The organism is Enterobacter sp. ECC-175 (genome assembly GCF_043968675.1).
In the GTDB taxonomy this organism is placed as follows: Bacteria; Pseudomonadota; Gammaproteobacteria; order Enterobacterales; family Enterobacteriaceae; genus Enterobacter.
The window spans coordinates 1,444,878-1,465,247 of record NZ_CP143776.1 but is presented as its reverse complement, the minus strand read 5'-3'; the positions used below and the strand labels follow the sequence as shown (position 1 = coordinate 1,465,247).

Annotated in this window: 16 protein-coding genes; 6 read left to right on the top strand and 10 right to left on the bottom strand. The window is 59.2% G+C overall.

The window, feature by feature from the left end:
• Nucleotides 1–22: 22 nt before the first annotated feature.
• Nucleotides 23–847: a 2,3,4,5-tetrahydropyridine-2,6-dicarboxylate N-succinyltransferase gene (dapD, locus tag V1599_RS06860; RefSeq protein WP_008501915.1), complete on the top strand. Its 825-nt coding sequence runs from the start codon at nt 23–25 to the stop codon at nt 845–847.
• A 111-nt stretch (nt 848–958) separates the two neighbouring features.
• Nucleotides 959–1,345 carry a DUF3461 family protein gene (locus V1599_RS06855; protein WP_112012841.1) on the top strand — a complete coding sequence of 129 codons (387 nt, stop codon included), beginning with the start codon at nt 959–961 and terminating at the stop codon, nt 1,343–1,345.
• A gap of 91 nt (nt 1,346–1,436) precedes the next feature.
• Here V1599_RS06855 and cdaR read toward each other — a convergent pair whose 3' ends face one another.
• The 3 genes from cdaR to dgt all read right to left on the bottom strand — a co-directional run bounded on the left by cdaR (nt 1,437) and on the right by dgt (nt 5,834).
• Nucleotides 1,437–2,594 carry a DNA-binding transcriptional regulator CdaR gene (gene cdaR, locus V1599_RS06850; RefSeq protein WP_112012839.1) on the bottom strand — a complete coding sequence of 386 codons (1,158 nt, stop codon included), beginning with the start codon at nt 2,592–2,594 and terminating at the stop codon, nt 1,437–1,439.
• Nucleotides 2,595–2,757: 163 nt separating this feature from the next.
• Entirely contained in the window at nt 2,758–4,188 is a 1,431-nt protein-coding gene (degP, locus tag V1599_RS06845; RefSeq protein WP_112012837.1) for a serine endoprotease DegP, read from the bottom strand.
• A 131-nt stretch (nt 4,189–4,319) separates the two neighbouring features.
• Nucleotides 4,320–5,834, bottom strand: coding sequence for a dGTPase (gene dgt / locus V1599_RS06840; RefSeq protein WP_297118453.1), 1,515 nt, complete (start codon nt 5,832–5,834; stop codon nt 4,320–4,322).
• 83 nt (nt 5,835–5,917) lie between these two features.
• On the opposite strand from dgt, the gene mtnN reads away from it, so the two are divergent.
• The 3 genes from mtnN to V1599_RS06825 are packed head-to-tail and all read left to right on the top strand — an operon-like array spanning nt 5,918 to nt 8,060.
• Nucleotides 5,918–6,616, top strand: a complete 699-nt coding sequence (gene mtnN, locus V1599_RS06835) for a 5'-methylthioadenosine/S-adenosylhomocysteine nucleosidase (RefSeq protein ID WP_112012833.1) — start codon at nt 5,918–5,920, stop codon at nt 6,614–6,616.
• Nucleotides 6,609–7,412, top strand: a complete 804-nt coding sequence (gene btuF, locus V1599_RS06830) for a vitamin B12 ABC transporter substrate-binding protein BtuF (RefSeq protein WP_395301244.1) — start codon at nt 6,609–6,611, stop codon at nt 7,410–7,412. The genes mtnN and btuF overlap by 8 nt, the downstream gene beginning before the upstream one ends.
• A gap of 24 nt (nt 7,413–7,436) precedes the next feature.
• Entirely contained in the window at nt 7,437–8,060 is a 624-nt protein-coding gene (locus tag V1599_RS06825; protein ID WP_112012831.1) for a TRIC cation channel family protein, read from the top strand.
• Between the two features lie 102 nt (nt 8,061–8,162).
• On the opposite strand, the gene erpA is transcribed toward V1599_RS06825, so the two are convergent.
• Together erpA and clcA are read right to left on the bottom strand one after the other, a co-directional pair.
• On the bottom strand, nt 8,163–8,507 hold the full coding sequence (gene erpA / locus V1599_RS06820) for an iron-sulfur cluster insertion protein ErpA (protein WP_112012828.1): 345 nt from the start codon (nt 8,505–8,507) through the stop codon (nt 8,163–8,165).
• Nucleotides 8,508–8,586: 79 nt separating this feature from the next.
• Nucleotides 8,587–9,975, bottom strand: coding sequence for a H(+)/Cl(-) exchange transporter ClcA (clcA, locus tag V1599_RS06815; protein ID WP_395301243.1), 1,389 nt, complete (start codon nt 9,973–9,975; stop codon nt 8,587–8,589).
• Nucleotides 9,976–10,151: 176 nt separating this feature from the next.
• Here clcA and hemL point away from each other — a divergent pair, with 176 nt between their 5' ends.
• Nucleotides 10,152–11,432 (top strand): glutamate-1-semialdehyde 2,1-aminomutase, encoded by a 1,281-nt coding sequence (gene hemL, locus V1599_RS06810; protein ID WP_112012825.1) that lies wholly within the window; start codon nt 10,152–10,154, stop codon nt 11,430–11,432.
• A 93-nt stretch (nt 11,433–11,525) separates the two neighbouring features.
• On the opposite strand, the gene fhuB is transcribed toward hemL, so the two are convergent.
• The 5 genes from fhuB to mrcB form a co-directional block, all read right to left on the bottom strand.
• Complete coding sequence (gene fhuB, locus V1599_RS06805; protein ID WP_112012823.1) at nt 11,526–13,508, bottom strand: Fe(3+)-hydroxamate ABC transporter permease FhuB; 1,983 nt, start codon at nt 13,506–13,508, stop codon at nt 11,526–11,528.
• Nucleotides 13,505–14,395: a Fe(3+)-hydroxamate ABC transporter substrate-binding protein FhuD gene (fhuD, locus tag V1599_RS06800; protein WP_112012821.1), complete on the bottom strand. Its 891-nt coding sequence runs from the start codon at nt 14,393–14,395 to the stop codon at nt 13,505–13,507. Before fhuD ends, fhuB begins: the two co-directional genes overlap by 4 nt.
• Nucleotides 14,395–15,192 (bottom strand): Fe3+-hydroxamate ABC transporter ATP-binding protein FhuC, encoded by a 798-nt coding sequence (gene fhuC, locus V1599_RS06795; protein WP_395301242.1) that lies wholly within the window; start codon nt 15,190–15,192, stop codon nt 14,395–14,397. The genes fhuD and fhuC overlap by 1 nt, the downstream gene beginning before the upstream one ends.
• A 50-nt stretch (nt 15,193–15,242) precedes the next feature.
• Nucleotides 15,243–17,492 (bottom strand): ferrichrome porin FhuA, encoded by a 2,250-nt coding sequence (fhuA, locus tag V1599_RS06790; RefSeq protein ID WP_112012817.1) that lies wholly within the window; start codon nt 17,490–17,492, stop codon nt 15,243–15,245.
• 236 nt (nt 17,493–17,728) lie between these two features.
• Nucleotides 17,729–20,245: a bifunctional glycosyl transferase/transpeptidase gene (gene mrcB / locus V1599_RS06785; RefSeq protein WP_395301241.1), complete on the bottom strand. Its 2,517-nt coding sequence runs from the start codon at nt 20,243–20,245 to the stop codon at nt 17,729–17,731.
• Nucleotides 20,246–20,370 lie beyond the last annotated feature (125 nt).

Below are 20,370 nucleotides of genomic sequence, written 5' to 3'. Positions count from 1 at the left end.
AGTGAAATGGAAAGAGTAAACAATGCAGCAGTTACAGAACGTTATTGAGTCCGCTTTTGAGCGTCGCGCCGAGATTACCCCGGCAAATGTGGATACCGTGACCCGTGAAGCGGTAAACCAGGTGATTTCCCTGCTGGATTCCGGCGCGCTGCGCGTGGCAGAAAAAATCGACGGTCAGTGGGTGACTCATCAATGGCTGAAGAAAGCCGTGCTGCTCTCTTTCCGCATCAACGATAACCAGGTTATCGACGGCGCCGAAAGCCGCTACTTCGATAAGGTGCCAATGAAATTCGCCGACTACGACGAAGCGCGTTTCCAGAAAGAAGGCTTCCGCGTGGTGCCGCCTGCGGCGGTTCGCCAGGGCGCGTTCATCGCCCGCAATACCGTGCTGATGCCCTCCTACGTGAACATCGGCGCCTACGTTGACGAAGGCACCATGGTTGATACCTGGGCGACCGTCGGCTCATGCGCGCAAATCGGTAAAAACGTTCACCTGTCCGGCGGCGTCGGCATCGGTGGCGTACTGGAACCGCTGCAGGCTAACCCAACCATCATCGAAGACAACTGCTTCATCGGCGCGCGCTCTGAGGTGGTCGAAGGCGTGATCGTGGAAGAAGGCTCCGTGATCTCCATGGGCGTTTACATCGGTCAGAGCACCCGTATTTACGATCGCGAAACCGGTGAAGTTCACTACGGCCGCGTTCCTGCGGGCTCCGTGGTGGTGTCTGGCAACCTCCCGTCAAAAGACGGTAAATACAGCCTGTACTGCGCGGTCATCGTGAAAAAAGTGGATGCGAAAACCCGCGGCAAGGTGGGCATCAACGAGCTGCTGCGCACCATCGATTAATCGGATATCGATAAAAGCGGGGGCCACCCCGCTTTTTTTATATCTGAAGGTGGCGGAAATAGATCTTTTCGTTAATTATTCAAAGGTTATGTTGAGATCAAGGGTACCGCTATGTACGATAATCTGAAAAGTCTGGGCATTACCAATCCTGATGAAATCGATCGTTATAGCCTCCGTCAGGAAGCCAACAACGATATTTTGAAAATCTATTTCCACAAGGACAAAGGAGAGTTTTTCGCCAAAAGCGTGAAGTTTAAATACCCACGCCAGCGTAAGACCGTTGTTGCTGACGGCGTAGGTCAGGGATACAAAGAAGTTCAGGAAATCAGCCCTAACCTGCGCTACGTGATCGACGAACTCGATCAAATCTGCCAGCGCGACCGCACCGAAGTCGATCTCAAACGTAAGATCCTTGAGGATCTGCGCCATCTTGAAAACGTTGTCACCAACAAGATCAGCGAAATTGAAGCGGATCTTGAGAAGTTGACGCGGAAATAAAAGCAAAACGGCAATCCTTGATTGCCGTTTTTAATGTTTGCGCCCTCTCCCGTGGGAGAGGGATGAAATGAGGGCACCAGACCGCACTCAGTCACCGCTGCTCATCCAGCTGAAGCGCCACATACAGCAGCAGCCTGTCGTCAAAGTTTCCCAAATCCAGCCCCGTCAGCTCCGAAATCCGGTTTAACCGATACTCAAGCGTATTGCGATGGATAAACAGCGCTTTTGACGTCGCCAGCGGCTGCACGTTATGGCGGAACCATGCCTGAAGCGTGCGGCGCAGCAGGCCGTTATTATCCATTGCCTTCAGGCGAACAAGCGGACGCGCCAGCTCGTTGGCCTGCCAGCCGCCGCGCAGGCTATCAAGCAGCACCGGCAGCATCAGGTCCTGGTAGAAATAGCTTCGGCTCTCCGGCATCCGCTGCTTGCCCACCATCATGGTGGTTCGCGCCGTTCGCCACGAGCGCGCAATGCTGCCCGGCCCGGTAAAATAGTTGCCCAGCGCCACGCGAAAGCGCAGCTGGCCGTTCTCCTTCATGCGCGAAATCAGCAGCTCCACGCGCCGACGGTGGTCTTCCGCATCCCAGCGTCCAAACGCGTTTAGCGCCGGCTTCAGCACCACCATCTCCGTCAGGGAGACAATCGCCACCAGGTTATCACGCTCCGGCGTCGCCAGCGCGTTTTGCAGCTGCTGGAGTTCCGTCATGGCGCTGTCCACGCCGAGCTGGCCGCTATCGACCTCAATCACCGCCACGACGCGCGGCTGATTGAGGTCAATGCCCAGGCGCTGCGCCCATTCGCTCAGTGCGGGCGTCTGCTCCTCGGCCTGGATCAGGTTCATGACCAGCTCTTCGCGCAGGCGGCTGTCCTGCGCCAGCAGGTGCATCAGGCGCGACTGCTCAAGCATCATCTCGGCCGTCATGCAGACCAGCTCGCCGTACTTTCTCAGCGATTCGGGCTCTCCGGTGAGGCCGATAACGCCCACAATTTCCCCCTCAAGCCGCAGCGGCAGGTTAATCCCCTGACGCACGCCGTGAAGGTGCCTGGCCACCGCGTCGTCGATGTCCACCACCCGCCCCTGGGAGAGCACCAGCAGCGCGCCTTCGTGCAATTCCCCAATTCGTTCGCGATCGCCGCTGCCGATAATGCGCCCACGGGCGTCCATAACGTTAATATTGGTGTCGATGATGCGCATCGTGCGCGCCACGATATCCTGCGCCATTTTGGTATCAAGATGCCAGCCAGCCATGCAACCCTCCTCTGAGCAGAGCTCAAGCATAGGCGAGTGAAGGGCATGCCGCACTGTGCAGATGCACAAAGTCAGAGGGAGAACTATGGACTTGTGGAAAAGGTCACAGAAATGAAAAAGCCCCCGCCGGACGCATCCGGCGGGGGCTTGAAGGATTACCGCATTACTGCATCAGCAGGTAGATTGAAGTATCACCACGCTGGATATTCAGCGCCAGCACGGAAGGCTTGCCGTCGAGAATTTTGCGCAGTTCAGCAATGTTTTTCACAGGCTGCTGGTTAGCCCCCATGATGACATCGCCTTTCTTCAGGCCGATACGGGCAGCCGGTGAGTTCGCCTTCACGTTATTCACCACGACGCCTTTATCTTCACCCTTGTTGCTCATCTCAGCGCCTTCGATCCCGCTGAAGATGGTGCTGGAATCAACCTGATTCTGGCTGCTCTGCTGAAGCTCAAGGCTGACGTTAACCGGCTTGCCGTCGCGCAGCAGGCCAAGCGTGACTTTGCTGCCGATCGGCATTGAGCCTACTTCGGCACGCAGAGCGGCGAAGCTGCTGATCGGCTTACCGTTCAGGGAGGTAATCACATCACCCGCCTTGATACCGGCTTTAGCGGCCGAGGAGTTTGGCATTACCTGGCTCACAAACGCCCCGCGCTGCGCGTCAACTTTCATCGCTTTCGCCAGCTCGGAGTTCAGTTCCGTGCCCATGATGCCCAGCTCGCCGCGTTTCACCTGGCCATACTTCACCATCTGCTCGGTCAGGTTTTTCACCATGTTGCTTGGAATAGCAAAGCCGATACCGATGTTGCCGCCGTCCGGTGCAAGAATCGCGGTGTTAATCCCGATCAGCTCGCCGTTAAGGTTAACCAGCGCGCCGCCGGAGTTACCGCGGTTGATCGCGGCATCCGTCTGGATAAAGTTTTCGTAGTTTTCAGCGTTCAGGCCGCTACGGCCCAGCGCAGAGACGATGCCGGAGGTCACGGTTTCACCCAGGCCGAACGGGTTACCGATCGCCACGGTGTAGTCGCCCACGCGCAGCGCGTCGGAGTCGGCAAGCTTAATCGCCGTCAGGTTTTTCGGGTCCTGAATCTGAATCAGGGCAATGTCAGAGCGCGGATCTTTACCGACGACTTTGGCATCAAACTTGCGGCCGTCGCTCAGCTGAACCTTAATGGTGTTCGCATTATCCACCACGTGGTTGTTGGTCACGACATAGCCTTTGGCCGCGTCAATGATAACGCCCGAACCCAGCGCCATGAATTTCTGCTGCTGGCCGCCACCGTTATCCGCGGCGCCGCCGCCCTGGCAGAACGGGGAGCTCTGGAATGGAGAACCGTCCTGGCAGAACGGCGAGTTATCGCCAAAGAACTGCTGGAAGTTACGCGGCATGCGCGGCGTATTGACGGTGGTGCTGCCTTCAACGTTGATACTCACCACCGATGGCATCACTTTTTCGAGCATCGGTGCCAGGCTTGGCATTTGCTGCGCGGTCGCTGCCGAAGAGGCAGTCTCAGCAGCCGTTGCTGCCACAGGAGACAGCGCTAAACCTAAACTCAGAGCCAGTGCACTCATTGCTAATGTGGTTTTTTTCATGTTTCTCATTCTCGATTCACAGATAACGCAAAATTGCTGTGTAACTCAGATTCATTTTATACCGCTTAGTTCCGGAATTAAGTTTATGGAAAAAGTAAAAATTTATTGGTCGTCTTTACAAAACTACCGACTTATTCCACGGCCATCAGCTTGCGGTATTCATCCCAGGCATACAAATCGGTCATGCCGCTGATATAGTCCTGGATCAGGCGACAGCGATAATAATATTCCATCACCGGCCACTGCGCGGAGTGGCGCTCAATTTTACTGACTGATTCGATGTAGGCCAGTCGATGACGGGTAGAAAGTTTCTGATACAACCGCGATTCAATTGGCAAACGGCGCACGCGCTCTTGTTCCACCAGCTCGCTAAACTCATCAACGGATAATTGCAGTAAAGGCCGATAAATTTCCAGCAGCCCGCTTATCACGCGGTATCCCTGTAATTCCAGCTGCTCAACGTCGGGATGGCTGAAAACATGGCGGACGGCCACATTTTTATATAGCTCAAGGAGCTGGCTGAAGCTGCTGTCATCTTCCAGCAGCGCATGATTAAATTCCCCGCTAAAAATCATCGGCAGGTTGTCAATGAACCGCGCGGCGGCATACGGTACCAGCTTATTAAGGGTATTGACCCGAAGATACATAAAGAATTGGTCTTCGGTGCTGCGGCTCAATGAATTTGAGCGCGATTTTTCCCATGCGTTTTCGACGACCTGGGCAAATAAAGAGCCTTTTTCATGCGGCCCCCAGGCGTCATAAAGATGCTGATAAAGTTCTTCGACGCTGAATATCCGTTTCTCAACGGCGTCTTCCAGATCGGCAACGCAATAAGAAATATCGTCAGCGGCCTCCATAATCCACGTCAATGGGAAACGGCCGTTTGGCGTCAGGGAAAGTTCTTTACGCAACCGCTCAATATAGGTTTCTTCAGAAAGGTAATACCCCGGTTTTTTCATCAGGTAGCTGTGGGACGCCGGAGGATCGCCCATCCACCAGGCCGGACGCGTGTATTTCAAAATGCAGCCAACCTGCGCCCAGGTGAGGTTCATCCGCATCAGGGAATGCACCAGCCGAATGCCTTGCGCATTGCCTTCGAAGTGGCACAGGTCCTGGCGCACCTTGCGCCGCAGGTCGTTCAGGCTCTCCTCTCCCTCGCGCAGTCGCAGGTCCCGCACCGTGCAGCGGTCATCGCTGAGCGGCTGGCTTTTGGCATCCGTTGGGTAGAGACGCTGCTTGAACCAGTCATTGATCGCCGCCTCGCCAAAATGGCCGAACGGCGGGTTGCCAATGTCGTGCATCAGGCACGCCATCTCGACGATGCTTTCAAACGGCCCGGTGAGCTCGTCCAGGCCATACGCTTCCAGCAGCCGTTGCTCTTTGAGGCGGCTTAAAATCTCTTTGGCGATATAGCGGCCAACCTGCTGAACTTCCATGGAGTGGGTCAGGCGCGTACGCACCGCGGCGTTACGCTCAAGCGGGAAGACCTGCGTCTTCTGCTGAAGGCGGCGAATGGCGGGAGAGTTAATGATGCGCCCGCGATCGCTTTCGAAGATGCGCAGGATTTCATGTTCATTCTTTACGCCCTGCGGCGACCGAAACCGCCGGTGCCAGTTAATTTTGCTGCGAAAATCGATCTGCGCCATGTGCTCCCCCGCGTGAGAAATGCGCTTCCACTAAAGCCCATGATAGACTATGCATCTTAACAAGGCACATCGCGAGTAAATCTATGAAAATCGGCATTATTGGTGCAATGGAAGAAGAGGTTACGCTGCTGCGTGACAAAATTGAGAACCGTCAGACTCTCGCTTTAGGTGGGTGTGAAATCTACACCGGCCAGTTGAACGGCGTTGACGTTGCTCTGCTGAAATCAGGCATCGGTAAAGTGGCGGCAGCACTGGGCGCAACGCTGCTGCTCGAGCGCTGCAAGCCAGACGTTATCATCAACACCGGTTCTGCGGGCGGCCTCGCGCCGACGCTGAAAGTGGGTGATATCGTGGTGTCCGACGAAGCGCGTTACCACGATGCGGACGTGACCGCATTCGGCTATGAATACGGCCAGCTCCCGGGCTGCCCGGCGGGCTTCAAGGCTGATGACAAGCTGATTGCCGCTGCAGAAGGCTGCATCGCCGAGCTGAACCTGAACGCCGTGCGCGGCCTGATCGTCAGCGGTGATGCGTTCATCAACGGCTCCGTCGGCCTGGCCAAAATTCGCCATAACTTCCCGCAGGCCGTGGCGGTTGAGATGGAAGCCACCGCAATTGCCCACGTTTGCCATAACTTCAGCGTGCCGTTCGTGGTCGTTCGCGCCATTTCCGACGTGGCCGATCAGCAATCTCACCTGAGCTTCGACGAGTTCCTGGCCGTTGCGGCAAAACAGTCCACCGTGATGGTGGAAACCCTGGTGCAGAAACTGGCTCGTGGGTAAACACAACATCAGGGCGCTTGCCGCCCTGCTTCTGATCATCCCGGCGTGGCTTGTCGCCGCGCCGCGGGTGATAACACTTTCCCCTGCGAATACCGAGCTGGCCTTTGCCGCCGGGATCACCCCGGTAGCCGTCAGCAGTTTTTCTGATTATCCCCCCGAGGCGGCCAGTATCGAACAGGTTGCCACCTGGCAGGGGATGAACCTCGAACGCATCGTAGCGCTCAGGCCCGATCTGGTTCTGGCCTGGCGCGGCGGCAACGCCGAACGGCAGGTTAATCAGCTGACCTCGCTGGGCATTAAGGTAATGTGGATTGACGCGGTGAGCGTTGAACAGATTGCGCAGGCGCTGCGCACTCTGGCGCCCTATAGCCCCACGCCCAAAAAAGCCGAGCAGGCCGCGCAGCAGATGCTAAGCGACTACGCTGCGCTAAAGAACAAATACGCAACGCAGAATAAAAAACGCGTTTTCCTGCAGTTCGGCAGCCAGCCGCTGTTTACCACCGGAAAAGGCTCCATTCAGAACCAGGTGCTGGAGGTCTGCGGCGGTGAAAATATCTTTGCGGCCAGCCGGGTGCCGTGGCCTCAGGTCAGCCGGGAACAGGTTCTGTCACGCCAGCCGCAGGCCATCGTCGTGGTCGGAAGTGCGGGCGAGATTCCTAAAATCGAACAGTTCTGGCAGAGCCAGCTCAAAATTCCGGTGATTGCCCTTCATAGCGACTGGTTTGAACGAGCCGGCCCGCGTATTATCCTCGCCGCTAAACAACTCTGTTCCGCGCTGGCGGAGAGTCAAACATAGACCTGAACGTTCGAGGATTTCACGATGCTCGTATATTGGCTGGATATTCTTGGCACAGCCGTTTTTGCTATCTCCGGCGTTTTACTCGCGGGAAAACTGCGCATGGACCCTTTTGGCGTGCTGGTCCTCGGCGTCGTCACGGCGGTTGGCGGCGGGACCATCCGCGACATGGCCTTAGCCAATGGTCCCGTATTTTGGGTGAAAGATCCCACTGATTTAGTAGTGGCAATGGTCACCTGCCTGCTGACGATTGTGCTTATCCGCCAGCCGCGCAGGCTGCCCAAATGGATACTGCCGGTTCTGGATGCCGTGGGGTTGGCCGTGTTTGTGGGCATTGGCGTGAATAAGGCTTTCCTGGCGGGAACCGGCCCCCTGGTCGCTATCTGTATGGGCGTGCTGACCGGCGTGGGCGGCGGGATTATTCGCGACATTCTGGCGCGCGAAGTGCCGATGATTCTGCGAACGGAAATCTACGCCACCGCCTGTATCATCGGCGGGATCGTTCATGCGACGGCGTACTACACCTTCGCCGTCCCGCTGGAGAACGCAGCCATGCTGGGGATGCTAGTGACGCTGGTTATACGCCTGGCGGCGATACGCTGGCACCTGAAGCTGCCGACGTTTGCACTGGATGAAAACGGAAGGTAAAAGCAAAAACGGTAACCTGAAGGTTACCGTTTTTTTATGTTTACTCCCTCTCCCCGTCGGAGAGGCCCGGGGTGAGGGCATCAGCCCGCACCGCCAGAAACATTAAATACTGAACGACGAACCGCACCCGCAGGTGCTTGTCGCATTGGGGTTGGTCACCACAAAGCGCGATCCTTCCAGGCCCTCGGTGTAGTCAACCGAACCGCCCACCAGATACTGCAGGCTCATCGGGTCAACCACCAGCGCGACGCCCTGCTTCTCAATGGTCATATCGCCATCGTTCACCTGATCGTCAAAGGTAAAACCGTACTGGAAACCGCTGCAGCCGCCGCCGGTAATATAAACGCGCAGTTTCAGATCCGGATTGTCTTCGTCGGCAATCAGGGTTTTCACTTTATTGGCCGCTGCTTCGGTAAACTGCAGCGGCAGCGCTACGTCATCACTCATCTTATGCTCCCATGAATACTGCCATTGGGTAAAAATCACCCAATTCTTATCGTCATTATCTAATACCCTGGTAATTCATTCAAGTATTCTGCTGAGCCTCCTGCTTCGCCAGGGTGCGAGCAAGAATGGTGGAGTATAGCGGTTTTCCCCCCAGGAATTGGGCTAATAGTGTCGCGCCGAGGCAGGTAATGATCATTGGCAAAATGAGCTGATAATTGTCCGTCATCTCCAGAACCAGCACGATACCGGTTAGCGGCGCGCGAAGCGAGGCCGCCAGCAGCGCGCCCATTCCCGCAATCGCAAACGTCCCCGCCTCCAGATGGTAGGCCGGAAATCCTGCCGCCGCCGCCATGCCAAACGCGGTGCCCAGCAGCGTGCCGAGCGCCAGCATCGGCGCAAAAATACCGCCGGGCGCGCCGGATGAGAAGCAGAGCACGGTGGTAATCACCCGGGAGATAAACATAAACAGCAGCAGGCCCATGCTGAAATTACCGGCTGCCGCAATCGGGATCAGCCCGAAGCCGCCCCCCGCCGCGTTGGGTTCAGCAAATCCGAGAATGCCGCAAACGCCGCCAAGCAGGCCGCCCACCAGCACCCATTTCGTCGTGTTGCCGCCGTGGATGCGCTGGAACATATCCTGCGCGCGCAGGATCAGCGTATTGAACAGCGGGCCGACGACGCCGAAAATCATGCCAAGGATCAGATACAGCCACAGCGTGTTCACCGGGGCATTGGTCAATTTCCCGACCTCAATCACCGCCCCTTCGCCGTTGAACAGCCGGAAAACGATGCTCGACATGATCACGCCGGTAAAGACAGCCTTAATGGAGATCAGGTTGTAGCGGAACTGCGCGCGCATCTCTTCGATGATGAACAAAATGCCCGCCAGCGGGGCGTTAAACGCCGCGGATAGCCCTGCCGCCGCGCCCGTTGCCAGCAGCGTATGGCGCGCTTCGGCGCTGCGCATCCGAAAAAGATCCCCCACCATGCGCCCCACGTTCCCGCCGAGCTGTACCGTTGGCCCTTCGCGCCCGAGCACCATGCCCGCGCCGAGGGTTCCCATGCCGCCGATAAACTTCACGGGGATCACGCGCCACCAGCGCACCGGGCGCAGCTCTTCCAGCGCGCCTTCAATCTCTGGAATGCCCGACCCGCCCGCTTCCGGCGCAAACCGGCGCACCAGAAAATAGCCCACCATCGCCAGCAGCGCGGAGAAGCCGAATGCGAAAACCCAGACCAGCGCGCCGCTGTCGGCAAACCCGGCCACCGTTCCAATGCGCCAGTTCAGCACCGCATTGACCGCTTTTTCGAACGCGACGCCAACCAGCCCGGCCAGCGTACCCACGACGGCGGCGGCCAGCAGGATCGCCAGCGGCGTTTTGTCGCGCTCCAGCAATCGCCGAATACTGATGCGGTGACGCGCGCGCGCAAACTGCTGTTCTTCAAAAGAGGGAGTCTCTGCTTTCATTACCTGCTCGTGTTCGTCATACAAATCGCCGCGAGGATTTTACCAGAGACATTCTCCGCGTCTGCTGAAAAAACCTTAACAATTGTTGAGTCGGGAATGGGCAAACATTTCATTACCTTCCGCGTATCGCATAGAATAGTGTGCTTATCTTCTTTTTACGAACCAGGAACGACGCCATGAGCAAGTCTGAAAACCTCTACAGCGCAGCCCGCGAGCTGATCCCGGGCGGCGTAAACTCGCCCGTCCGCGCATTCACGGGCGTAGGCGGCACGCCGCTGTTTATCGAACGCGCTGACGGCGCGTACCTGTACGATGTCGATGGCAAAGCCTATATCGATTATGTCGGCTCCTGGGGCCCGATGGTGCTGGGCCACAACCACCCCGCCATTCGCAACGCGGTGATTGAAGCGGCGCAGCGCGGCCTGAGCTTTGGCGCGCCAACCGAGATGGAAGTGAAAATGGCGGAGCTGGTGACCGAGCTAGTGCCAACCATGGACATGGTGCGCATGGTTAACTCCGGTACCGAAGCGACCATGAGCGCCATCCGCCTGGCGCGCGGTTTTACCGGCCGCGACAAAATCATTAAGTTCGAAGGCTGCTACCACGGCCACGCGGACTGCCTGCTGGTGAAAGCGGGCTCCGGCGCGCTGACCCTCGGCCAGCCAAACTCGCCGGGCGTGCCTGCTGACTTTGCTAAGCACACCCTGACCTGCACCTACAACGATCTGGACACCGTGCGCGCGGCGTTTGAGCAGTATCCGCAGGAGATCGCCTGCATCATCGTTGAGCCGGTCGCGGGCAACATGAACTGTATTCCACCGCACGCTGACTTCCTGCCGGGCCTGCGCGCCCTGTGCGACGAGTTCGGCGCGCTGCTGATCATCGACGAAGTGATGACCGGCTTCCGCGTTGCGCTGGCGGGCGCACAGGATTACTACGGCGTCGTGCCGGACCTGACCTGTCTTGGCAAAATCATCGGCGGCGGCATGCCGGTGGGCGCATTCGGCGGTCGTAAAGATGTGATGGACGCGCTGGCGCCAACCGGACCGGTTTACCAGGCGGGCACGCTCTCCGGCAACCCGATCGCGATGGCGGCCGGTTTCGCCTGTCTGACCGAGGTGGCGCAGCCGGGGATCCATGAAACCCTGACCGACCTGACCACGCAGCTGGCAAACGGCCTGCTGGAAGCAGCTGAAGAAGCCGGGATCCCGCTGGTGGTGAACCACGTGGGCGGCATGTTCGGGATCTTCTTCACCGACGCGAAAACCGTGACCTGCTACCAGGACGTCGTGAAGTGCGACGTGGAACGCTTCAAGCGCTTCTTCCACCTGATGCTGGAAGAAGGCGTCTATCTGGCGCCTTCGGCGTTTGAAGCGGGCTTTATGTCCGTGGCGCACAGCAAGGACGATATCAACAATACCGTCGACGCGGCGCGCAGGGTGTTTGCGAAGCTGTAAGATGTGCGGCTTGATGCCCTCACCCCAACCCTCTCCCACGGGGAGAGGGAGCAAATATTAAAACGGCAATCTAAGGATTGCCGTTTACTTTTATTACCGACTCTGCTTTCTCAACAGATAAATAAAGTACGGCGCACCGATAAAGGTCGACAGCAGGCCCGCCGGGATCTGATACGGGAACAGCACCATCCTGCCGCACCAGTCGGCAAAGACCAGCATCACGCCGCCCGTCAGGGCGGACATCACGATATGCGGCATCGTCCGGCGGAAGCCGAGCATTCTGGCGATGTGCGGCGCCATCAGCCCAACAAAGCTCAGCGGACCAATGGTCATGGTTGCCGTGGCCGTCAGGCAGGCCGCCAGCAGCAGCAGGCCAACGCGCGCTGGCGTGAGCGCAATTCCCACGGCGCGCGCGGTTTCGCCGCCGAGCGGCAGAATGGTCATCCAGCGGCGGCACAGCGGCACGATTGCCAGCAGCACCACCATCGCCAGCCCGGTAAACACAACCTGACCTTCGGTTGCCCGGTAGGTCGAGCCGGAAATCCACGTCAGGATCTGCGCCATGCGCGGATCGCCGCTGGCCTGCAGCATCATCAGCAGCATGGTAAACGCGGTGCTTAGCGCCATCCCCGCCAGCAGCATGCGGTGCGGAGAAAAGCCCCCGCGACCGGCGGCGATCATGATGATCAGCAGCGTGACGGCCGCGCCGAGGCTTCCGGCAGGCATCAGCCAGCCAAAGGCGTTGCCCGGCACGAAGAACAGCATCAGGACCACGCCGAACGCCGCGCCGGAGCTGATCCCCAGCACTTCCGGGCTCGCCATCGGGTTGCCGGTCAGACGCTGAATAATGCAGCCCGCGACCGCCAGCATCACGCCCGCAATCAGCGCGGCGCCGATGCGCGGCCAGCGCCACTGGAGCAGATCGTTGAGCAACGTACCGCTCGCCCAGTGCCAGCCCGCCGCGTCGCGCCCTAAAGAGAGCGCGGCCACCGCGGCCAAGAGCAGAACCGCCATGCCCGCCAGCGCATACCACAGCAGATGCTGGCGCTCGGTGTATACTTTGTCGCCGGCATCCATCGCCGGAGCGCTCATGCTGCGAAGGCGCGGCAGCAGCCACAGCAGCAGCGGCGCCCCGATCAGCGCGGTCACCGATCCGGTGGAGAACTCCATCCAGACCCGCGCCAGCCAGAGAATGATTTGGTCGGAAAGCCAGAGGATCAGCGCGCCGATCATCGGCGCCAGCACCAGCCGCGCCAGCAGGCGACGCGCCCCGAGCATTTTCGCCAGCAGCGGCGCAAACAGGCCGATAAAGCCGATGATACCTACCGCGTTCACCAGCAGGGCGCTTAGCACAATCGCCAGCGTCAGGGCCGCCAGGCGCGCCAGCGACAGCGCCAGGCCGAGGTTGCGCGCAACGCCGTCGTCCAGCCCCATCAGCGTGAGCGGGCGCAGCAGCAGCAGGGTCAGCACCACGCCGCCGATCAGCTGCGGCCACAGGCGATCGACGATGTCCCAGTCGGTCTGGGTCAGCGTCCCCGTACTCCACAGGAACATGCTTTGCAGCTGATCGTGGTGGAACAGCACCAGCAGCTGGTTGATTGCCCCGCAGTAGAGGCTCACCACCAGCCCCGCCAGAATCAGCGTGACGGGCGAGAGGCGTTTGCCCCAGGCAACGCCGAAGACCACGGCCCCAACAACGCACGCCCCCGCCAGCGCGGCAAACTGAGAGGTTAACGCCCCCGGCAGCGCCCACAGCGTCGTAATCGTGATCCCGAGCTGCGCGCCGGTGGCGACGCCCAGCGTAGTGGGCTCTGCCAGCGGGTTACGCAGCACCTGCTGGAACAGCACGCCCACCAGCCCCAGCCCGGCCCCGACCAGCAGGGAAATTACCAGGCGCGGCAGCAGGCTGTAGTGGAACAGCATTTGCTGAATATTATCAATATCCGGGGTCGCGAAGGCCTCGCCCCACTGCCCGCGCGGTAAGGCCGCCGACAGGTTGAGCCAGGTCAGCGCGAGGGCGACGAGAAAAATCAGCCCCAGCAGCAGCGCCGGAAAACGAGCGATGCGGGTGCTCATGCTTTTCCTCCCAGCGCGTTGTCCAGCACGCGCGCAAAATGCATCGCCGACAGCGTCGCGCCGTAGAACCACACGGCGGGGGCGCGCTGGAAGCGCCCTTCGCGCACGAACGGCATCGCCTGCCACAGCGGGGTTGCCATCAGCGCCTGCATCTCGCGCTCGTTGCCGTGATCGAAGCACAGCACGTCCACGTCCCGGAACGCCGCCAGGCGGTCAATGCCCACGGCGGTGCTGCCCCAGAAGGTCATCTCCCCTTCCCAGGCATTGCGAATGCCGAAGCTATCAAGCACTTCCTGGAACAGGCAGTTTTTCCCGAAGACCAGCATATGGCGGGCATCCAGCAGCGTGACCATCAGCAGAGGCCGATCGCCGCGGTTGGCAAAGCGCGGCCTGAGCGAGTCAATCAGCGCGTCAAATTCCGCGAGATGCGTTTTCGCCTCGGCTTCGCGATTGAGAAACTGCGCCATTTCGTTGATGGACTTTTTCGCCATCGCCAGCGGCTTTTTGCCGTCGCTGAAGGTGAAGCCGCGGCCGGGCGCAATGCGCGACATGATCGCTTCCGACGGGCCGTAGCCCGCCGACCAGAATAGAAATGACGGCTTCATTTGGGTGAGAAGCTCAAGGTTAGGCTCGGTGCGCAGGCCGATGTCGATAACCGACTCCGGCAGCTTCGGCTCGTTCACCCACAGGTTGTAGTTGGGAATATCGGCGACGCCGTAGGGCGTGACGCCCAGCGCCATCATCAGCTCGACGGGAAGCCATTCCAGCGCCACGATGCGGCGCAGATCGATGTTCTCCGCGCGCGCCGTATTCATCTTCAGCAGCAGCGGAGAGAGCGCCATCGCCGTCAGCAGGCGGCGGCGGGTAATGCGTGTATTGTCCAGCATCAGTAAACAAAGCTCACCGGTGCAGCCCCGGCAGGGTGAGGCAGGATACCCATTGGAATACCGTAGATGTGTTCCAGCGTTTCGCTGCGCATCAGCTCGGACGGCGAGCCCTGGGCAATCATCTCTCCGCCGCGCAGCGCCACGAGGTAGTCACAGTATCGCGCCGCCATGTTGATATCATGCAGGACCGCGATCACCGTCAGGCCGCGCTGCTGGCTCAGGCGATGCACCAGCGCCAGCACGTCGACCTGATGGGCAATGTCCAGCGCGGACGTTGGTTCATCAAGCAGGAGGCAGCGGCTGTCCTGCGCCACCAGCATCGCAATCCACGCGCGCTGGCGTTCGCCGCCCGACAGGCTGTCCACCAGGCGGTGCGCCAGCGGCTTCAGCCCGACCAGCCCAATTGCCTCTTCCACCTTCTCCCGGTCGGCCACGCCGAAGCGCCCAAGCGCGCCGTGCCAAGGGTAACGCCCAATCGCCACCAGCTCGCGCACCGTCATGCCTTCCGCCTGCGGCAGCTGCTGCGGCAGATAGGCGACCTTGCGGGCGAAGGCTTTGCAGTTCCAGCTTTCGAGCGGCTGACCGTCCAGCAGGATCTCGCCTTCAGAGGGCGCCTGATGGCGGCCTAGCATTTTCAGCAGCGTGGATTTGCCCGAGCCGTTGTGGCCAATCAGGCCGGTTACTTTGCCCGCGGGAAACGTGAGGGAGAGCGGGTGCAGCAGCGTGCGCCCGGGTACGCGAAAGGAGAGATTATCTAGCGCAAAGGTGGTATCGGACTGCGTTTTATTATCCTGCATGTCGGCCAACTTAAATAAAAAGGGCACGGCGAACCGTGCCCAAAGCGAGATTAGAAGCGGAAGGTCGCCGTCGCGACAACCTGACGTTCGGCACCCCAGAAGCATCCGTAGGTGTTGAAGCAGCTGGCAACGTATTCACGATCGAACAGGTTGTTCACGTGCAGCGCCACGTTGGACCCCGCCAGGCCAACGCGGGCCAGATCGTAACGCACCAGCGCATCCACAACGGTGTAGCTGCCCACAGTGAAGCTGTTCGCCGGGTCGCCTTTGCTGGAGCCGGTGTAACGCACGCCCGTGCCCAGCGTCAGGCCAGACAGCGCGCCGTCATACAGGGTGTAATCGCCCCAGACGGACGCCATGTGTTTTGGCACCTGCGCAGGCGTGTTGCCTTTGTAGTTGGTGTCGGTGGTGTATTCCGCATCGGTGTAGGTATAAGAACCGACAACGTTCACGCTGGCAGACAGCGCGGCTTTGGCTTCAAGCTCAACGCCGCGGGCGCGGATTTCGCCGCCTTCAACGGAGAAGAATCCGCCCGCCGGATCGGCCATCAGGTTGTTGGTTTTCGTCAGCTGGTACAGCGCGCCGGTGATAACAATCGGACGATCGCTCGGCACGTACTTCACGCCCGCTTCGTACTGTTTGCCTTTAGACGGCGAGAACAGCTTGCCCTGCGCGTCGGTCTGGGAAGACGGTTCGAAGGATTCGCTGTAGCTGAAGTACGGGGTTACGCCGTTATCGAACAGATAGTTAACGCCGCCGCGCCAGGTGAACTGGGTATCATCGCGTTTGGAGGTGGTGTTTGCCACGCGGTTATACGACTCCTGATCTGCCCAGTCGTAGCGGCCGCCCAGGGTGACCAGCACCTTGTCCCACTGCGCCTGATCCTGCACGTACAGGCCGGTTTGCTTCTGGCGGTTTAGGATCTGATACGGGCCGGAGTTGGCCGGATCTTTCGCACCAAAATCAAAATCGCTGCTCACCGGATTGTAGAGATCCAGCAGCGGCACGGAGTCGTCGTAGCCGAACCAGGAGTTGATGTCGTTGCGCATGCGCATGAAGTCAACGCCGGTCAGCAGGGTGTGGTCCATTGCGCCGGTCGCGAACTTGCTCTGCAGCTGGGTATCGACGGTGAAGTTCTGCAGCTTCTCGTCATCGATAACGTATTTACGCGCCAGGAAATGGCCTTTGTCCGCAGAGGATAGCGCCGCACACTGCTTGCTGCCGGCGTTCGCCGGGTCGGTACAAACGCCGTAGCCGTAAACGCTGTTCTGCGAGGTTTTATTCTCGGCGAAGCGCAGGTTCTGACGCACGGTGAAGGTGTCGTTAAACTCGTGGTCGAAGCTGTATCCCACCATCTTCTGGTTGCGGGAATAGGTGTTGTTCTTCGCCCCTTCGTTGAAGTTGGTCGGCAGACGACTGCCGTTCGGCAGCGGATCGACCGTTCCCTCTTTTGGCAGCCAGCCGTAGTAGCCCGTTTCCGGCTCGTTCTGGAAGTAAGAGAGGAAGGTGAAGGTGGTTTTGTCATCCGGACGCCAGGAGAACGACGGCGCGATGGCATAACGCTGCTCGCCTTTGTCTTCCTGCTGCGCGTTGTTGGAGCGCGCCACGCCGGTCAGGCGGTAAGAATAAACGCCGTCGTCATCGATCGCATCGCTGAAGTCAAAGCCGGTCTGGAACAGGCTGTCGGTGCCCATTTTGAACTGGATCTCTCGCAGCGGCTCGGTGGTTGGGCGCTTGCTTACCATGTTCAGCAGGCCGCCCGGGCTGCTTTTTCCATACAGAACGGAAACCGGACCGCGCATGATTTCAGCGCGCTCCAACATATAAGGGTCAATTACCGCGTCGTTATAGAAGTTGCCCTGCATCTTCATGCCGTCGAGGTAGTTGTTCTGGCTCTGGCCGTCGGCCGCAAAGCCGCGAATGACCAGATAATCATAGGTATTGGACGCACCGCGCGTGCCAACCGCAACGCCCGGCGTGTAGCTCAGGGCTTCTTTCACCGAGCGCGGCTGGTGCAGCGCCATCTCTTCGGCGGTGACCACGGAAATAGACTGCGGAACCTTCTGGATCGGCGTGTCTGTTTTCGTCCCGGTCGCGGATTGTCTTGCTGCGATGGTCGCAGCGGGTCCCCAGGCACTTTCCTGTGCAGCCGGTGCGGCGGTGACGGTAATAGTATCTTCTTTTTTTGAGGTGTCGGCGGCCTGCGCATAAGCGGACATGCCGGCAACCGCTGTGGCGACGACAACCGCGATTTTACGCAGCGCCGTATTAATTGGCTGAGCAGTATTGGAAAGCGCCATGATGGTTCTCTGATGAAAGAGTGAATGATAACGTAAACGAGAATTATTATTATGACCGCAGAATAATATGCGAAACGCTGGCGGCATAGCAAGCGATAAGCGGCCCTACGAGAATTAAGGGTTTAAGAATTAAACAAGAGAAAATGAAGCGTTAATTTGAAATAAAATGGCGGTTAAAGAAATGAGATGGAATGGTGAATACATTCCCCCTCCCGAAGAAGGGGGAATGTTGAGCGCTAGTTACCGCCGAACATGTCCTTAATCCAGCCGGCTACGCCGTCGCTGTCTTTTTTCTCATTCTGCGGCGGCTGTTGCTGCTGCTGCGGTTGAGAAGACTGATCGAACGGGTTACCCGTCGGCTGTTCAGGCTGACTCTGCTGGCACAGCGAATCCGGGTTCGTCGTCCAGACCGGCAGCGAACGCATTCCGCCGCCGCAAATGAAGTTGCCGGAATCATCCACGCCCATATCGACGATATCCTCCGGCGCAACCAGGTTCAGCGGAACCGGGGACTGATTCGCCAGATAGCGCTGGTAAATCGACATCGCCCCGCTGGCGCCGTACAGTTTGGTCGGCTGGTTATTGTCGCGGCCTACCCAGGTGATCACCACTTCGCGCCCGTCAATACCGGCAAACCAGGTATCCACGTTGTTGTTGGTGGTCCCGGTTTTACCCGCCAGATGCAGGCCCGGGTACTTCGCGCCAAGCTGGCGGCCGGTGCCGCGCTGCACAACCTGCTGCATGGTCCACAGCGTCATATACGCCGCCTGAGCCGGTACCGCGCGCTCTGCCTGCGGGAAGCTCTGGTACAGCACCGAGCCGTCTTCCGCAATCACCGAGCGCAGTGCGGAAAGCGGCGCGCGGTTGCCGCCGCTGGCGATCGTCTGGAACGCCTGCGCCACTTCGATTGGCGTCAGGTTCAGCGCGCCCAGAATCATCGCCGGCACCGGGTGCAGCTGATCCTTCGGCACGCCCAGCTTCTGCCAGGTATCAGTAATCGCCGGCAGCCCCAGCGACATCCCCAGGTTTACCGTCGGCACGTTCATGGAGCGGGTTAACGCATCCACCAACATCACCTGGCCGCTGAACTGCTTATCGTCGTTCTGCGGCGACCACACCTGGCCGTTAGGCTGGCGCAGGGAGATTGGCGCATCGGCGATCCAAGTGTTCAGGCGATACTGATTCGGCTGGCTCAGCGCGGTGAGATAGGTCGCCGGTTTTGCCAGAGAACCAATCGAACGGCGCGCCTGCATTGCGCGGTTGTAGCCCGCAAACTGCGGCTCGGCGCCGCCGACCATCGCGCGGACCTCGCCGGTGTTGCGGTCAACGACCACCATTGCGGTTTCCAGATCGCTCAGCTTGCGCTGCTTCTTCAGCACCGGGATCCCTTCAACGGCGGCCTTTTCCGCCGCGTCCTGCGCAACGGAGTCGAACGTCGTAAAGATCTTCACGCCGGAGAGATCTTTCACCTTATCGCCGAGCTTGCTCTGCAGCTCCTGGCGCACCATCTGCATAAACGCTGGCTGCGGTGAAATCACGCCGCCGCGCGGCTGAACGCCCAGCGGACGCGCGCTCAGCATGTCGTACAGCTCCTGGTCGATCACCTGCTGCTGTTGCAGCAGACGCAGAACCAGGTTACGACGCTCGAGCGCCAGCTTCGGGTTACGCCACGGGTTATAGATGGACGCCCCTTTCACCATGCCCACCAGCAGCGCCTGCTGGTCAAGGCTCAGCTCTTCCACCGGGCGGCCAAAGTAGTACAGGCTCGCCAGCGGGAAGCCGCGGATCTCGTTGTCGCCGCTCTGGCCGAGGTACACCTCGTTCATGTACAGCTCAAGGATGCGATCCTTGCTGTAGCGCGCGTCCATCAGCACAGCCATGTACGCTTCGTTGGCCTTACGCCAGTAGGAGCGCTCGCTGGAGAGGAACAGGTTCTTAACCAGCTGCTGGGTCAGCGTACTCGCCCCCTGCACCGTGCGGCCCGCCGTCAGGTTTGCCAGCACCGCACGCCCGATGGAGTAAAGGCTGATGCCGTCGTGCTCGTAGAAGTGACGGTCTTCGGTTGCCAGCAGCGTATCCACCAGCAGGTCCGGGAAGCCGTTACGCGCGACGAACAGACGCTGCTCGCCGTTCGCCGAGGAGAGCATTGTGATCAGGCGCGGATCGAGACGGAAGAACCCGAACTGGCGGTTGTTGTCCATGTTCTCGATCGTTTCAAGGCGATCGCCGTCGAAGGTCAGACGCGCGCGCACCTGCCCCTCTTTGCTGTCCGGGAAGTCGAACGGACGGCGGATCATCTCAATGCTTTTCGCCTGCACGGTAAATTCGCCGGGGCGGGTCATTTTCGTGACCTGACGATACTGCGTGGCCTGCAGCAGCTTCACCATCTCGTTCTTGCTGATGGACATGTCCGGCTCAAGGTTCACCATGCGGCCATACACCGCCGCCGGCAGTTGCCAGACTTTCCCGTCGATACGGCTGCGGATCTTCTGATCCAGATACACGCCGTAAATCGCAATCAGCACGACAAAAATAATGAACAGCTTCAGCAGCAGCCACAACCAGCCGCGCTTGCCGCGAGGCTTGCGCCCTTTGCCTTTTCCTTTACGCGGCATCGGTTCCTCATCCTCATAATCGTCTTCATAGTCATCGTCATAGTCCTCATCTCTGAGGCGACGACGGCTTACCTTTTCTTTCGCCGGACGCGAGGGTTTTCCCTTCCGTCCTATTGGCTCGCGGTCATTCCCCGCCATGCTTTTTCTCCGCAACATTCAGGCGCAAAGGCCAGATTCTCTTGTCTTCCACCGAACGGTGAAAGAAGAAATCTCTCAAAACAAAAGCAAAACGGTAACGAGAGTTGCCGTTTTTAGTGTCTTCT

Excerpts from the sequence above, each read along its gene's own strand:
- dapD (WP_008501915.1), top strand. The coding sequence starts at position 23 with ATGCAGCAGTTACAGAACGTTATTGAGTCCGCTTTTGAGCGTCGCGCC.
- V1599_RS06855 (WP_112012841.1), top strand. The coding sequence starts at position 959 with ATGTACGATAATCTGAAAAGTCTGGGCATTACCAATCCTGATGAAATC.
- cdaR (WP_112012839.1), bottom strand. The coding sequence starts at position 2,594 with ATGGCTGGCTGGCATCTTGATACCAAAATGGCGCAGGATATCGTGGCG.
- degP (WP_112012837.1), bottom strand. The coding sequence starts at position 4,188 with ATGAAAAAAACCACATTAGCAATGAGTGCACTGGCTCTGAGTTTAGGT.
- dgt (WP_297118453.1), bottom strand. The coding sequence starts at position 5,834 with ATGGCGCAGATCGATTTTCGCAGCAAAATTAACTGGCACCGGCGGTTT.
- mtnN (WP_112012833.1), top strand. The coding sequence starts at position 5,918 with ATGAAAATCGGCATTATTGGTGCAATGGAAGAAGAGGTTACGCTGCTG.
- V1599_RS06825 (WP_112012831.1), top strand. The coding sequence starts at position 7,437 with ATGCTCGTATATTGGCTGGATATTCTTGGCACAGCCGTTTTTGCTATC.
- erpA (WP_112012828.1), bottom strand. The coding sequence starts at position 8,507 with ATGAGTGATGACGTAGCGCTGCCGCTGCAGTTTACCGAAGCAGCGGCC.
- clcA (WP_395301243.1), bottom strand. The coding sequence starts at position 9,975 with ATGAAAGCAGAGACTCCCTCTTTTGAAGAACAGCAGTTTGCGCGCGCG.
- hemL (WP_112012825.1), top strand. The coding sequence starts at position 10,152 with ATGAGCAAGTCTGAAAACCTCTACAGCGCAGCCCGCGAGCTGATCCCG.
- fhuB (WP_112012823.1), bottom strand. The coding sequence starts at position 13,508 with ATGAGCACCCGCATCGCTCGTTTTCCGGCGCTGCTGCTGGGGCTGATT.
- fhuD (WP_112012821.1), bottom strand. The coding sequence starts at position 14,395 with ATGCTGGACAATACACGCATTACCCGCCGCCGCCTGCTGACGGCGATG.
- fhuC (WP_395301242.1), bottom strand. The coding sequence starts at position 15,192 with ATGCAGGATAATAAAACGCAGTCCGATACCACCTTTGCGCTAGATAAT.
- fhuA (WP_112012817.1), bottom strand. The coding sequence starts at position 17,492 with ATGGCGCTTTCCAATACTGCTCAGCCAATTAATACGGCGCTGCGTAAA.
- mrcB (WP_395301241.1), bottom strand. The coding sequence starts at position 20,245 with ATGGCGGGGAATGACCGCGAGCCAATAGGACGGAAGGGAAAACCCTCG.